This window comes from Patescibacteria group bacterium, from assembly GCA_040753135.1.
Taxonomy (GTDB): Bacteria; Patescibacteriota; Minisyncoccia; order UBA6257; family Brennerbacteraceae; genus JBFMGR01.
The window spans coordinates 1-14,431 of record JBFMGR010000003.1; the positions used below are offsets into that span (position 1 = coordinate 1).

Consider the following 14,431-nt stretch of genomic DNA (forward strand, 5'->3'; position numbering starts at 1 on the left):
TCAGATACACTCTTTCCTGTGAAAACGGCGAAGACACAGTCACCAAACACCTGTTAGTGGTTATCCAGGAGTTTAAGTGGTTTGAGACAATTCCGATAATCAATCAGTAAGTTTGTAAACAGAAAGAGACAGAACGTAGAAGAAACCTCTAAAAAGAGGTTTTTTCTACTGTGGTTGTAGCTTGTTAATACACCTATTCATTAATCCATTTATTTTTTTACCTCTAATTTTTTTAAATCTGCTTATTACGACCATCTTAACGATCGTCAAGATTGTTGTGAATAAGATGGATTCTCAATTTACAATTTCCAGTAAAACCCTGCTAATTTACGAATTATTACTAATATCTGCCAATAGCTTAAGATTTCAGATTATAGATTTTAGAAAAACCCTATTCATAATTCCTGATTCATAATTCATTATTCTAATTTTTGAGGTTGACATCTCTGCCATTTTTCTTTTTTATTATCTTAGAAAATTCAAGTATTTGCCTTGGATTTTTTCCACAGGCCGTGGTTTTGATTTATTATAAAATTCCATAAGCAATTAAAAACAAAAATAAAACTATGGCAAAAACAACGGCAAAAAAGATTTCTTGGCAGTCAGCAAAAATTAAACCGCCAGAAACTATTATTAAGCGGAATGGGCAGGTGGCATCTTTTGAACCGGGGAAGATTGAGTCAGCAATCAGCCGTTGTTTTAAAGCTTTTAACAAAGAGCCGAGAATTCCAATCCCAGATTTAACTAACCAAGTGGTTAATATTGTTTCAGCTAAATATGACCAGCCGACAGTTGAGCAGGTTCAGGATGTGGTGGAAACAGTCCTGCAAGCAGCCGGAGAATATGAAGCGGCCAAGCGGTACATTATTTATCGGCTTGAACATGCCAAGCTCAGAGAGCAAAGGCCGATTCCCGAACAAGTCAGGGGGGCATTTACTGATTCAGATAAGTATTTTCCGAGCCCGTTGCAGAAATTCCAGTTTTATGACAAATACTCTCGTTTTAATTATGAATTAGGCAGAAGAGAGACCTGGATAGAAACAGTCAATCGGGCAGTGAACTTTCTGAAAGAGCTTTCAGAAGAAAGACTATCCAAAGAAGTTTATGAAAAACTTCATCATTTTATTTTGGAGATGAAAGCAATGCCGTCAATGCGATTGTTAGCAATGGCTGGTCCGGCGGCTCGGCGGAACAATATGGCGATTTATAACTGCTCTTATTTGCCGGTTGACAGTTTGGATTCTTTTGTTGAAGCCCTGCTTATCTCTATGGCTGGGTGCGGAGTTGGTTTTTCAGTTGAAAAAAAATATGTTGAAAATCTGCCTCGGATTAAAAGGCAGCAACAAGGGAAGCCGGTTAAGTTTGTTATTCCTGATTCTACTGAAGGTTGGGCCAGCGCTTTAAAACAGGGATTAGAACTTTGGTTTGCTGGTAAAGATATTGAGTATGATTTTTCTCAAGTCCGGCCAGCCGGAGCGCCGCTGCGGACTAAAGGCGGTCGAGCTTCCGGACCAGAGCCGTTAAGAAAAATGTTAGAGTTTGCCAGGAGTAAGATTCTTTCAAGGCAGGGCAGTTTTTTAAGACCGATTGATGCCCATGATATTATGTGCGCGATTGGCGATGCGGTTGTTTCCGGCGGAGTAAGAAGAACGGCAATGATTTCTTTATTTGATTTTGATGACACCGAGATGAGATTATGTAAAAGCGGGGAAAACATAAAGGGCAATGAGCGGAGATGGAATGCAAACAATTCAATGGTTTGGCCAGAACGGGAGTTGTCTCAGGCTGAAATAACCCGGTTTATTTTAGAAATGGATGAGTCTGCCAGAGGTGAACCGGGGATTTTTTCTCGCTGGGCGGCCCAAAACACAGTTCCTAAACGTCGCCGGCCGGCTGATTTTGGCACCAATCCTTGCGGTGAAATTATTCTTCGGCCGTATGAGTTTTGCAATTTGTCTATTGCCGTTGCTAGAAAAGAAGATGATTTTGAGAGTTTAAAACAAAAAGTTGAAATTGCCGCAATTATCGGGACAATTCAGTCAATGGCAACCAATTTTCCCGGTCTGCGGCCGGAATGGAAGAAAAATTGCCAGGAAGAGCGGCTTTTAGGAGTTGATATCAATGGCCAGATGGATTGCCCGGCCTTCAGAGATGAGAAAGCGATGGAAAAACTTAGGCAAGTGGCAATTGAAACCAACAAAAAATATGCCAGGATTTTGGGGATTAACCAGTCGGCTGCAGTTACTTGTGTTAAGCCTTCGGGCAATTCTTCTCAACTTTTAGATTGTTCTTCCGGAGTCCATGCTCGCTGGTCAAAATATTATATCCGGAATGTTCGGGTTGGCGCCCATACGCCGGTATTTAAAGTTCTTCGAGATGCGGGTGTGCCAATGGATCCGGAGAATAACCAATCGCCAGAATTGGCCCGAACCTGGGTGGCTCATTTTCCGGTTAAGTCGCCTCCGGGCGCCGTGGTCAGAAAAGATTTAACTGCTTTGGATCAATGCCGTTATTGGCTTAAAGTTAAGGAAAATTGGACTGAACACAATCCAAGCGTTACCGTAACCTATTCTCCTGATGAATTGCTTGATATTGCTAAATGGGTTTGGCAGCACCAGGACAAGATCGGCGGGATGACTTTTTTGCCGAGTTTTGATGCTCAATACGACCAGATGCCTTATGTTGAGATTTCTAAAGAGGAATATGACCGGCTTAATCAAGATTTTCCTGAAATTGATTTTTCCAAAATTTACCGTTATGAAGAAGAAGACTTGACCACTGCGGCTCAGGAAGTTGCTTGTTTGGCCGGAGTTTGCGATTTGATTCTTTAATCCATTTTTATTTTTTAATTTTTCTTGCTTGCTAAATCCCGCCAGGCGAGACAATTTTTCCTCCAGAAGCGCTTGTCAGCCCCTGGCGGGGGTTCGCCTTTGGCGGATAATTCCTAACAAAACCCTACTAATTTATGAATTATTGCTAATAATCACCAATCAATCTTATTAGTATTATTAGTACAGATTAGTAAATTGGCAGGAGGACATAGCAATGAAACAATGAGACAATGAAGCAATAAAATTTTGGGGTTGAATAATCTCGGTTTTTAAGCTAAGATTGTCTATTATGCCAGAACTTAGTTTAAGCGTTAAATTAAGAAAATCAGAAGAGAGAAATCCTCTAACTCTAAGAAAAAACGGGTTAATCCCGGCTGTTTTGTATGGACCGGAAACAGAAAATCAGGTTTTCACTGTTGATCAAGCTGAGTTTTTGCAGTTTCTCAAATCAGCCCCCAAGAACAAGCCGTTCAGGCTAAAGATTTTAGATAGCAAGGCAGAGATTGACAATGTTTTAATCCACGAGATTCAAAAAGACAGCTTAAAGGATCAGATTTTGAATATAGATTTTTATCAGTTCAGCAGCAAGAAAAGAATTAAGCTTTCAGTGCCGATTGAGTTTATCGGTAAAGCTCCGGCCATTGATCAGGGCGGCGTGATTGTTTCTAATATGAATGAACTTGAAGTTGAGTGTTTGCCGATTAATATTCCCGAGAAAATTTTAGTTGATGTTTCGGTTTTAGAAAACCTTGATTCAACTATTTATGTTAAAGACTTGAACCTGCCCGGAGGAGTGGTTTGCCATTTTGATCCCCAAACCCCGGTTGTTTCTGTAACTGAACCAACTAAAGAAGTTGTTGCTGAAGAACCAGTTGCAGCAGAAGAGGCAGGGACTGGGGCAGGCGGGGAGAGCCAAGAAGAAAAAACAACTGAAGCCAAAGCAGCTTCAGAGGCCGCCCCAGCTGAATAAGCCCCGAATTAATTTACTTGATGCGTACGATTATTGATATTAAGAAAAGACCCGGTTTTTCTTATTCTTCTTCTGAAAACAAATCTTCAAGTCAGTCTGACAATCTGATTTTGCGCCTAAGGCAGAAAACTTCGGTTAATCCCGGGTTGATCAAAGCTCTGGCTGGTTTTTTTGTCGGCTTGGGTTTGTTAAGCAGCCAGATTGGTTTTGTCTCCGCTCCGATCTCTGTTTCTTTTGCGGACACCTTAGACGCCTTAGAAGCGAGAAGGGAGTTGGAGCAAAAATTAAGCGAGATTGAGTCCCAGATTCAAGGTTATGAAAACACCATTCAAGGCATTCAAGGCGAGAAAAAAACCTTGGCTAACGAGATAAAGATTTTAGACAGCACCATCGCCAAACTTAATCTGCAGATTAAGGCAATTGATTTGGAAATCCAAAGATTAAATTTAAGGATTAATGATTTGAGTCTTGGCATTAAAGATTCTGAATCAAGAATTGATAAACAGAGAACCCTTTTGGCAGATTCTTTAAAAGCTCTTTATGAAAGCGACCAGCTTTCGCTTTTGGAAGTTTTGGTTAGTCGCAATTCTTTATCCGAGTTTTTTGATGAGATTAACGCTCAAACAGCGATTCAGGTTGAGGTTCAAAAAGATTTGAATTTAATCAAAGAGTTAAAAGTTAGTTTAGAGGGCCAGCGAACCAGTTGGATTGACCGGCGAGAAGACCAGGCGGCTTTGCTTCGGCTCCAAGAAGCCCAGAAATCCCAGTTAGCCGGGAAAAAAGCAGAAAAAGATAAGCTTTTAGCAGCTACTAAAGGCAAGGAAGCTGCTTATCAGAAATTATTAAAAGAATCGGAAAAAACTGCGGCAGAGATTAGGGCCCAGCTTTATCGGCTGATTGGCGGCGGGGAGATTAAATTCGGCGATGCTTTGAAATATGCCGAGTTTGCTTATCAGCAGACCGGTGTTCGGCCTGCTCTTTTGCTGGCAGTTTTGGATAAAGAGTCAGCTCTGGGTAAAAATGTCGGCCGATGCAACTGGGAAACAGCTATGCACCCGACCAGAGACAAGCCGGCTTTTCTGCAAATTACCCAAGAATTGGGCTTAGATCCTGATTCAGTGCCGGTTTCCTGTCCGATTTTGTCAGACGGAGCTTATGGCGGCGCTATGGGTATTGCCCAGTTTATTCCTTCTACTTGGATGATTTATAAAGACAGGATTCAAAAAATTACCGGGACTATGCCTTCGCCTTGGAATCCGCGCGACGCTTTTTTAGCAACCTCGCTTTACTTGTCTGATGCCGGAGCTAGCAATGCTAATTATACTAATGAAAGGATTGCCGCGGCTAAATATTACGCCGGCGGCCGCTGGCGCTATTATCTCTATTCTTATGGAGATCGGGTGATGGAGTTAGCTCGTTACTATGAAAATCAGATCCAGATTTTGAAACAGGCCGGGGTAGATAATTTTTATTTCTCTTTATTTTTTTAAGACCGGTTAAAAGAAAAAGCAAAAAGCCCAAAAGGGCTTTTTGCTTTTTAAGAAAGACTCGTAAGCCGGATTCTGTTTCCCCTTTGATAAACTTAGGGTAAAGAGTCATTAGTCTAGGCCTTCAATTACTCTCAGGCTCAAGCGACACCCCCCTCGCGCGTAGCGCGAGAAAATCCTAATTTTTAAATCCCAGGCTCCAAATAACCTCTAATTTACCAATGACCAAAATCCTCAGCCAGAGGCCGACCCGCCTTTGGCGGGAAAACTGTTTTGAAAATTGGAGATTCTGATATTGGAATTTGTTTGTAATTTGGCGCTTGGTGCTTGGAATTTCCTTGTGCTACGTACAAGGGATACGATCTTGTACCCCGCAAGGATTTAGCCGTTTCACCTCAGTTTTTAGCTGAATTTCTCTTATTGCTCCTTTAGGGAACGAGAAGAGACAAGTGCTTTATTGCTGAGCTGCATCCTCCGCAGCCTAAAGCTTTGAAGGATGATTTAATCCTTTCGAATTAAATCGTCTCTGTTCGCACCTCTACCACAGCTCCGCTGTGGAAATTCTAAGCCCTAATCCTTAAATCCTAAACAAATTTGTTTAGAAATTAGGATTTTGGATTTAGGATTTCCGCAGCGAAGCTGCGGTGACGGGTATTACCCGCTGCGTTTGCCAAAATTGTCTGAGCAAAGCGAAGATACAATTTTGAGCCCCGCCATAGCTTTAGCGACGGCGGGTCCGCCTACGTTAAAACTTCGGCGGACGCTCAATTTTGTCATCACTCGCAAGTTCGTGAACAAAATTGGCGGGTATCCGGACTTTCCTGACATTAACAATTAGATTGTCAATGCCCGACTCCTCGGTCCTTCTTAAAATAAATTATAACATAATTTTCAGTCTTTTTCCACTGTTTTCAAATCCGAGGTTATTAGGGTTTAAGTTGTTTTTATCTTAAAAATATGCTATTTTATTAAATAATGAAAAAAGATACTCATCCGGAATATTTTTCTGAAGCCCAGATAAAATGCGCTTGCGGCGCAGTTTTTCAGATTGGGGCAACTAAGAAAAGTTTGTCAGTGGATGTTTGTTCTAAATGCCACCCGTTTTTTACCGGCCAAGATAAACTGATTGATACTGCCGGCCGGGTTGAGCGAATTAAAGCCAAGATTCAAAAAGCGGAAAAGATTAAAGCGGGACGAAAAACTATTTCTAAAACCCAAAAGCGTCAAGCAAAGAAGCAAAAAAGACAAGCCGCAAAACCTAAAGCCGGTTCTAGATCTGCCCCTAAACAAAAAGCAAAAAAATAAATCTTGATTTAACTCGTTTCTGGCCGGAGGTTTTTTCTTTATTCTGGCGGTAATTTTTGCGCCGGAGATTTTTTCAAAACTGTCCTATTAAAAAATTTTAAGAATGGAAGAATCTTTTTTAGAACTAAAAAAAGAGTTTGCTGAATTAGGAGAAAAAATTGCCGACTCTAATTTTATTCAAGACCAAAAACAATATCAGCAAGCAGCTAAAAGATTTTCTTTGCTCTCACCCCTGGCAGAGAAAATTAGCCAACTGGAAAAGTTAGAAAAAGCAGTTCAGCAAACCAACTTACTTCTTGGCAAAGAAAAAGACCAGGAACTGCTGAAATTGGCTGAAGAAGAAAAAACCAGATTAGAACAGGAAAAAATTTCTTTGTTCAGGGAGTTAGAAAAGGAAGTTGAAGCATTGGCCGGGGAAGAAAAAGCACAAACAACAGCCAACGAGATTCTTTTAGAGATTAGAGCCGGTACCGGCGGAGACGAGGCTGCTTTGTTTGCCCTGGACTTATTTAGAATGTACCAGCGATATGCTGAAAAAAACGGCTGGAGTTTCAAAGTTTTAAGCGAGAGCCGCGATGAGCTTGGCGGTTATAAAGAAGTAGTGGTTGAGATAAAAGGCAAAAAAGTTTTTTCTTTGCTCCGATATGAACGCGGAGTTCATCGGGTCCAGCGGATTCCAGAAACAGAAAAATCCGGCCGGATTCATACTTCGACTGCGACCGTGGCGGTTTTACCGGTTTTGAAAGATGTTTCAGTTGAGGTGGAGGAAAAAGACTTAGAAATTAGTTTTACTCGATCTGGCGGCCCCGGCGGCCAGAATGTCAATAAGCTGGAAACTGCGGTTAGGATTAAACATCTGCCAACCGGAATTGTTGTTGCTTGCCAGTCAGAAAGGCACCAGCACCAAAATAAAGAACGGGCCCTGGGAATGCTCAAAGCGAAACTTTATCAAATTGAACAGGAAAAACAGCAGGAAAAGATCAGCTCTGAGCGCCGAACCCAAGTTGGCACTGGCGAACGGTCGGAGAAAATCCGAACTTATAATTACCCTCAAGACAGGATTACCGATCACCGAGTCGGTGAATCCTGGAAAAATATTCAGAAGATTTTAGCCGGCGATCTTGACTTGATTATTTCTTCTTTGTCTGAATCAGGCCGAAATTAATTCTTTTAAAGCTTTAAAGTCGGATTGATTTTAAAATGTTAAGATATTGATTGGATTAATTTTTTGAATTTGTCAGAATCAGAGCTTAAAAATCAGTTAATTGAACCAACAGGAAAAGACAGGGAAAGGGCCCCGGGATTTTTTCAATGGCTTAATTTTTCTTCTCAAAGTTTAGAAACCGGCGCTTTAATCATTGGCGGTTCAACTCTGATTGGCACTCTGCTTGGCTTGCTGAAAAATACTTTGTTGGCAGCCAGATTTGGCGCCACCCGGGACCTGGATATTTATTTTGCCGGCTTTCGGATTCCGGATTTTCTTTACAGCATTTTAGTTTTTAGCGCCCTTTCCAGTTCTTTTATGCCGGTTTTTGCCCGAGCAATAAAAAAAGGTAAACAAGAGGTCTGGGAAATGGTTAGCGCCATCTTTGGAGTTTTTTCTTTGTTCTTTGGTTTTTTTGCTTTATTAGTTTTTATTTTTTCAGAACAAGCCGCCGGATTAGTGGCGCCGGGGTTTTCCTCCCTTGACCTTGAGCGGTTGTCTGTTTTGCTTAAAATACTGATGCTTCAGCCGATACTTTTGGCTGGCTCTAATCTGTTTTCTATTACCCTGCAGGGTTTTAAAAAGTTTTTTGTTTCTTCATTGGCGCCGGTTTTTTATAATTTAGGAATAATCCTCGGCATTGTCTGGCTAAGCAATTTTTGGGGAATCAATGGTGTTGGCTGGGGCGTGGTGCTTGGCGCCTTGCTTCATCTTTTGATTCAACTGCCCAGCCTAAAGAGTCTGGGGTTTGTTTTATCGTTTTCTAAAAGAGCCCTAGTTCATCTCAAGGAAATGTTCTATTTAATGGTGCCGAGAACTTTTACGATTTTGGCGAATAACCTGGTTTTGTTCTGGATTACTTCAGTTTCCAGTTTGCTGGCCGGCGGCGCTTTAGGAATTTATAATCTGGCTGATTCTTTGCAGTCTTTCCCCTTGACAATCCTGGTTCTCTCTTTAACTGCCGCCGCTTTTCCTTATTTATCTGAAAAATGGGCCAATTACCAAGAGAGCCAAGATCCCCGATTTAAGCAGGAATTTGTTGATATTTTTGATTCGGTGCTCCAGAAAATTAGCTTAATTATTATTCCCGTTTCCTTGCTTTTAGCTGTTTTCAGCCAAGAACTGGTCAGATTAATTTTTGGTTATGGCAGTTTTACTCCTCAAGATCAGTTGTTAACCAGTTTGACTCTGGTGGTTTTTGCTATTTTCTTGCCAGCCCAGGCCTTAACTACTTTTTTAATCCGGGCTTTTTTCTCTACCGGCAACACTAAAGATCCTTTTGTTTCAATGTTTGCTTCTGCTTTTTTGATTAAAATTCCTCTTGTCTGGATTTTTTCAAAACCTCTTGGCGTGGTTGGTCTATCTTTGGGCTTTAGCTTGGGGTTTTTATTTGATTGCCTATATCTGTTCTTGGTTTTTAAAAAGAAAACAAAGATTAGCCGCTTAAATCTTTTTTCTCAAGGAATTAAAACCGGCTGGTATTGGGGCGCAGTTTTGGCTTTGCCCGGCTTGATCGGTTTTTTCGGCTTTAGTTTTCTGCCGATTTTAGCCCGGCAAAGTTTTATTTTTCAGGCCTTGATTAAACTGGGATTAACCCTAATCAGTTTATTGATTGGCTTCAAACTTAAACTGGTTAGTTTTTCAGACTTTTCTTTGTTTTTTCCCAACCAAAGATCCAATTATGAACCAAGAACAGATTAGAAATTTCTGCATTACCGCTCATATAGATCACGGAAAGAGTACATTAGCAGACAGATTTTTAGAGCTTACTGGCGCAGTCAGTCAGCGTGAATTTCGGAATCAGTTTTTGGACCAGATGGAATTAGAAAGAGAACGGGGAATAACCATTAAAATGCAGCCGGTAAGAATGACCTACCGTCCGCAAATTCTAAGTTCTAAGCACGAAATTCTAAACAAATCCAAAACTCAAAATTCTAAAGGTTTAGAAATTAGAAATTCGGATTTAGAAATTGCAAATTCAACACAAGAGTTTGTGTTGAATTTGATTGACACTCCCGGTCATGTTGATTTTACTTATGAAGTTTCCAGGTCTTTGGCCGCGGTTGAAGGCGCGATTCTTTTGGTTGATATCACTCAAGGGATTCAGGCCCAAACTTTAGCCAATCTTCATTTAGCCCAAAAGCAAAATCTGGCGATTGTTGGCGCGGTTAACAAGATTGACCTTAATCACTCTAAAGCTGATTTAGAAGCGCTGAAAAGCAAAATAGCCGAGTTAATCAACTGTTCACCAGAAGAGATTTTAGAGGTTTCAGGGAAAACCGGCCAGGGCGCGGCCGAGCTTTTAAGGTTAGTGATTTTAAAGATTCCGCCGCCCCAAGGTAAACCAGAAGCCTTGCTTCGGGCTTTGGTTTTTGATTCTTTTTATGATTCGTTCAAAGGCGTAGTCGCTTGTATTCGTTTAGTTGACGGTGAAGTTAAACAAGGAGATAGAATCAAGCTTTTCGCTTCCGGCGCAGAAACCGAGATCTTGGAATTAGGCATATTCAAGCCTAAATTAACTCCGGTTGGTTCTTTGTCTGCGGGAGAGATTGGTTATATCGCTACCGGAATTAAAGACCCAAGTTTGGTTAGGGTGGGGGATACGGTGGTAAAAATTCCCAATTCCCAGTTTTCAATTTCCAATATTATTCCCTTGCCCGGCTATCAAGAACCCCAGTCCCTGGTTTTTGTTAATTTTTATCCCGAAGATACAAACAGATTTGAGCTTTTAGAAAATGCTTTGAAAAAACTCAAACTAAATGACGCCGCTTTATTTTTTGCCAAAGAGAAACAGGAAGTTCTGGGACAGGGATTTCGTTTGGGGTTTTTAGGCAGTTTGCATTTAGAGATTGTTAAAGAAAGATTGCGCCGCGAATACCAGTTAAATCCAATAATTACCATTCCCACGGTTAAGCATCAAGTAATTTTAAAAGCCGGCGAAGAAATAGAAATTTTCAGCCCCAATGATCTGCCTTCAGCTGACAAGATTTCAGAGATTAAAGAGCCCTGGGTTAAAGGCGAGATAATCGTCGCCAATATTTATCTTAGCCAAGTTTTAAGCTTGGTTCAGCTGAATCGGGGCTGGGCCGGAGGGCTGGAAAACATGTCTAATGAAATAGTCTTGGTTAATTTTCATCTGCCTTTAGCCGAAATTATTCTGGATTTTTATGATAAGTTAAAAAGCGCTTCTCGGGGTTATGCTTCGTTGAGCTACGAAGTTTCGGGTTGGCAAGCCGGCGATTTGGTTAAACTGGATATTTTAATTGCCAATGAGAAAGTTGATGCTTTTGCCAGAATTGTGCCAAGAGAAAAAGCCGATTCAATCGGTCGGCAGACGATTGAAAAGATTAAAGAGCTTTTGCCCCGGGAAGCTTTTGCCGTAGCGATCCAAGCGGCAATTGGTTCAAAAATTATTGCCCGGGTGACTTTATCAGCGATGAAAAAAGATGTCACCGGCCATCTGTACGGCGGCGACCGAACCAGAAAAATGAAGCTCTGGGAAAAACAGCAAAAAGGCAAAAAGCGGTTAGCTAAATTCGGGAAAGTTCAGGTGCCAAACGAAGTGTTTTTTGAGGTTTTCAAAGCCACGAAATAATTCAGACCATGAATTATGAATCAAGAATCATGGAGCATGTTAATTTCTTATGTTTCATATTTAATGTTTTGTGTTTCATGTTCCATGCGCTATGCTCAATGCTTTATGTTTCATGCTAAAATGAATTTATGGTTTCAAAAAAAGTTTTTGCTTTTATTTTGTTGGCAGTGACGCCAATCTTGCTTTTGAGTTTTATCAGCGCCTGGGTTAAACATCAGGAACTGGCCCGGCGCTATCAAGGGCTTGAAGCAGAAAACTTGAGTCTGGAGACTGAAAATCAGGAGTTGGGGGCTTTATTGGAGCATATTTCCTTAGACGCGGTTAAGGAGTTGGAAGTGAGAAAAAAGCTTAACTACACTAAACCCGGCGAGAAATTGGTGATTTTTGTTTCGCCTTCACCGATTCCAGAACCAACTCCGGCTCGTCAGAGCTTCTTTGATAAAATATTAAAGGTTTTTTCGCGGCAGTAGTTCAGTGGTAGAATGTCTGCTTCCCAAGCAGAAGGTCGCCGGTTCAAATCCGGTCTGCCGCTCAAAGATATGAATTTAGAAGATCTTAAATCGTTTTTAAGGGAATCAGTTGTCCATACTTATGCTGGTAACGGGAAAGAAGTTAAATCCCAACGTCCCGGGTTTATTGAATTGGAATATCAAAAAGGCGACTGGTATTTAAGAGACAGTTACGCTGGTCATTTCCAGGCTCCGGGCATGACCGTGGTTTATTTTCAGGATAAACCAGTTTGGACTTACGCTTATTCTGGCAAAACAATAAAAGAATATTATGACAGAACAAACGAGATATTTTCTTTTCTTAAATCAGCCATGCTGGAAAAAGATTTGAAAGAAGCGAATGACTTGCCGGTGCGCGGGCCAAGCGAATATCTCCAAAATGAATGGAAATACACTTTTGATTTTGAGGGTGATATGAACTGTTTTTATGCTCGGGAAAAGATATTCTTGAAAAATGAATTGGTTTTCTTTCAGGATATTATTGGCGGTTTGGTGATTAGCAGAAACGCGTAGCGGGATAAAACTATTCCAATGTTCTTAAGAATATTAGAATACTCTTACACTGACAAATATGAAAAGATTACTATTGTAAATTCAACTTAGATTTTTGTAGAGTGAAATATCTTAAAATCAAAAACAAAAAATATTCTTTGCCGATTTTTTGTCCTGATGGCACCCGGGCGGTGGTTCGGAGCTTGGATTCGGTTGATTTGAAAAAAACTGGCATTGAAGGCATTGTTGTTAACACTTTTCACCTTCAAACAGATTTAGGCAGCCGGTTTTTTGAAAAAGCTGGTGGGATAAAAAACTTAATGAATTTCAATGGCCTAGTTATCTCTGATTCAGGCGGGTTTCAGGTTTTGTCTTTAGTTTATGAAAGGGGACAGGGCAAAATAAATGATAATGGCGTAATTTTTTATTCCGGCGGGATAAAAAAGCCGAAAAGGCATTTATTCACTCCGGAACAAAGCATCCAGATGCAGTTTGCTTTAGGCGCAGATATTATGATTTGTTTGGATGATTGTCCGCAGATAAAAGCAAGCGTTAAAAAGATTGAACAATCAGTTAAACGGACAATTGAGTGGGCAAAAAGATCTAAACAAGAGTTTCAAAAACAGCTAAGAAGAAGAAAGCTGTCTGATGCAAACAGGCCGCTTTTGTTTGGAGTAATCCAGGGCAATGATAATAAAAGATTAAGAAAACTCTGCGCTCAAGAGCTAATAAAAATCGGTTTTGACGGCTATGGTTTTGGCGGTTGGCCAATGAAAAATAACCGCTTGGACAAGCCGATTTTGAAATATGTTGCCGGTTTAATGCCTGATAATTTGCCCAAATATGCTTTGGGGGTGGGGAAGCCCGAAGACATTATTTATTGTTTCGGAATCGGGTATTCTATTTTTGACTGCGTTTTGCCAACCCGCGACGCTCGGCACCAAAGATTATATGTTTTTACCGGCAAGCCGGAAAAGGCAATTAAAGCCAAAAATCCAGAAAAATATTTTGGTTATTTGAACATTGACAAAGAGAAATATTATCAGGACAATCAGCCAATCTCAAAGTTTTGTGACTGTCATACTTGCCAGAATTATTTCCGGGCTTATCTGCGCCATTTATTCAAGATTAATGAAACTTTAGCTTTTAGACTGGCAACGATTCACAATCTAAGGACTTATGCTAAAGTAATTGAAGAGTTGAGAAGGCTATGAATTTTCATTTTAATTGCCTCCATAGCTCAATGGCAGAGCAGCGGTATCGTAAACCGTAGATGTCAGTTCGATTCTGACTGGAGGCTCAAATTAATTCGCGGGACAAAAGGATTTTTGGAATTCATTTTGGAGTTTTTAAGTTTTTGATTTGTGTTATAATAATTTTTTAACGAACCGCAATTATTATTTTATTTATGAAAAAGTTCAAAAACCCAAGTGGTCAAGAAAACTTAGATAAATTGAGAGTTGATATCGAAGATCTAATTGACACAATCCTGCTCCTGTTAGAGGAAAAGATTTCCAATCTGGAAAAATTTCTTTTAACCGGAGAAGAAGTGTCTCTGCCCGAGAATAAAACACCAGTGGATTTGGTTTCTAATTACTCTAATTTTTTGGAGATTCTTGAAACTGGAGTTTCCGAGCAATTTGCCGAGAGCCATTCTGAAACTGTAAAAAAATTAAAAGCACAATTATCAAAGTTAAAACAAAGAATAGAACTCGAGAAATCTTTATAAGCGGTTCAAAATTTTCTCTTCAGTTCTTGACAGATATTTATTTGTATGTTATGAGATTAAGCACCAGGGGATTGGTGTTTTCTGCTCTTTTAAATAACATTTAGGCCAAGCCAGAAAGCGCGTTAAATATTGTTTAGGGCGTTTTCTGGCCTGACCAAGCGTCTGGTTAGGATTTTTTTTCTTGCCCTCCAAGGAGGTGGGCACAAAATGAAAAAGATAATTACTCTTCTTTTTTTAATAGCTTTGGCAACTTCTGCCTGCGGCGCAGGTGCGCCGCAGGCAGAAGTGCCGCCCTTCAAGTTTCAAGTG

Annotated in this window: 9 protein-coding genes, 2 tRNA genes and 2 pseudogenes; all 13 read left to right on the forward strand. The window is 40.5% G+C overall.

The genetic code is table 11. From position 1 onward, the window contains the following. The first annotated feature begins 566 nt into the window (after positions 1 to 566). The 13 genes and pseudogenes from AB1721_01150 to AB1721_01210 all read left to right on the forward strand — a co-directional run bounded on the left by AB1721_01150 (position 567) and on the right by AB1721_01210 (position 14,122). Positions 567 to 2,831 (forward strand): ATP cone domain-containing protein, encoded by a 2,265-nt coding sequence (locus tag AB1721_01150; protein ID MEW5805325.1) that lies wholly within the window; start codon positions 567 to 569, stop codon positions 2,829 to 2,831. Between the two features lie 289 nt (positions 2,832 to 3,120). Then, positions 3,121 to 3,801, forward strand: a complete 681-nt coding sequence (locus tag AB1721_01155; protein ID MEW5805326.1) for a 50S ribosomal protein L25 — start codon at positions 3,121 to 3,123, stop codon at positions 3,799 to 3,801. 20 nt (positions 3,802 to 3,821) lie between these two features. Beyond that, positions 3,822 to 5,291 carry a lytic murein transglycosylase gene (locus AB1721_01160; GenBank protein ID MEW5805327.1) on the forward strand — a complete coding sequence of 490 codons (1,470 nt, stop codon included), beginning with the start codon at positions 3,822 to 3,824 and terminating at the stop codon, positions 5,289 to 5,291. Positions 5,292 to 6,263: 972 nt separating this feature from the next. After that, a pseudogene (rpmE, locus tag AB1721_01165) lies at positions 6,264 to 6,461 on the forward strand (50S ribosomal protein L31). Between the two features lie 235 nt (positions 6,462 to 6,696). Continuing rightward, entirely contained in the window at positions 6,697 to 7,758 is a 1,062-nt protein-coding gene (prfA, locus tag AB1721_01170) for a peptide chain release factor 1 (GenBank protein MEW5805328.1), read from the forward strand. Between the two features lie 63 nt (positions 7,759 to 7,821). Next, positions 7,822 to 9,498, forward strand: coding sequence for a murein biosynthesis integral membrane protein MurJ (gene murJ, locus AB1721_01175; protein ID MEW5805329.1), 1,677 nt, complete (start codon positions 7,822 to 7,824; stop codon positions 9,496 to 9,498). Further along, the gene (lepA, locus tag AB1721_01180) at positions 9,479 to 11,392 is read left to right on the forward strand and encodes a translation elongation factor 4 (protein MEW5805330.1); all 1,914 of its coding nucleotides are present in this window, start codon (positions 9,479 to 9,481) and stop codon (positions 11,390 to 11,392) included. The genes murJ and lepA overlap by 20 nt, the downstream gene beginning before the upstream one ends. Positions 11,393 to 11,520: 128 nt before the next feature. After that, positions 11,521 to 11,862 (forward strand): septum formation initiator family protein, encoded by a 342-nt coding sequence (locus AB1721_01185; GenBank protein ID MEW5805331.1) that lies wholly within the window; start codon positions 11,521 to 11,523, stop codon positions 11,860 to 11,862. Further along, positions 11,853 to 11,924: transfer RNA gene (locus AB1721_01190), tRNA-Gly, on the forward strand. The genes AB1721_01185 and AB1721_01190 overlap by 10 nt, the downstream gene beginning before the upstream one ends. Before the next feature lie 7 nt (positions 11,925 to 11,931). Further along, complete coding sequence (locus tag AB1721_01195; GenBank protein ID MEW5805332.1) at positions 11,932 to 12,414, forward strand: DUF5680 domain-containing protein; 483 nt, start codon at positions 11,932 to 11,934, stop codon at positions 12,412 to 12,414. Between the two features lie 86 nt (positions 12,415 to 12,500). Continuing rightward, positions 12,501 to 13,607, forward strand: a pseudogene (gene tgt / locus AB1721_01200) (tRNA guanosine(34) transglycosylase Tgt). Positions 13,608 to 13,622: 15 nt separating this feature from the next. Further along, a tRNA-Thr gene (locus tag AB1721_01205) sits at positions 13,623 to 13,693 on the forward strand. A gap of 108 nt (positions 13,694 to 13,801) precedes the next feature. Beyond that, positions 13,802 to 14,122 (forward strand): hypothetical protein, encoded by a 321-nt coding sequence (locus AB1721_01210; GenBank protein ID MEW5805333.1) that lies wholly within the window; start codon positions 13,802 to 13,804, stop codon positions 14,120 to 14,122. Positions 14,123 to 14,431 lie beyond the last annotated feature (309 nt).

Coding starts and splice junctions, on each gene's coding strand:
- AB1721_01150 (MEW5805325.1), top strand. CDS start 567: ATGGCAAAAACAACGGCAAAAAAGATTTCTTGGCAGTCAGCAAAAATT.
- AB1721_01155 (MEW5805326.1), top strand. CDS start 3,121: ATGCCAGAACTTAGTTTAAGCGTTAAATTAAGAAAATCAGAAGAGAGA.
- AB1721_01160 (MEW5805327.1), top strand. CDS start 3,822: ATGCGTACGATTATTGATATTAAGAAAAGACCCGGTTTTTCTTATTCT.
- prfA (MEW5805328.1), top strand. CDS start 6,697: ATGGAAGAATCTTTTTTAGAACTAAAAAAAGAGTTTGCTGAATTAGGA.
- lepA (MEW5805330.1), top strand. CDS start 9,479: ATGAACCAAGAACAGATTAGAAATTTCTGCATTACCGCTCATATAGAT.
- AB1721_01185 (MEW5805331.1), top strand. CDS start 11,521: ATGGTTTCAAAAAAAGTTTTTGCTTTTATTTTGTTGGCAGTGACGCCA.
- AB1721_01195 (MEW5805332.1), top strand. CDS start 11,932: ATGAATTTAGAAGATCTTAAATCGTTTTTAAGGGAATCAGTTGTCCAT.
- AB1721_01210 (MEW5805333.1), top strand. CDS start 13,802: ATGAAAAAGTTCAAAAACCCAAGTGGTCAAGAAAACTTAGATAAATTG.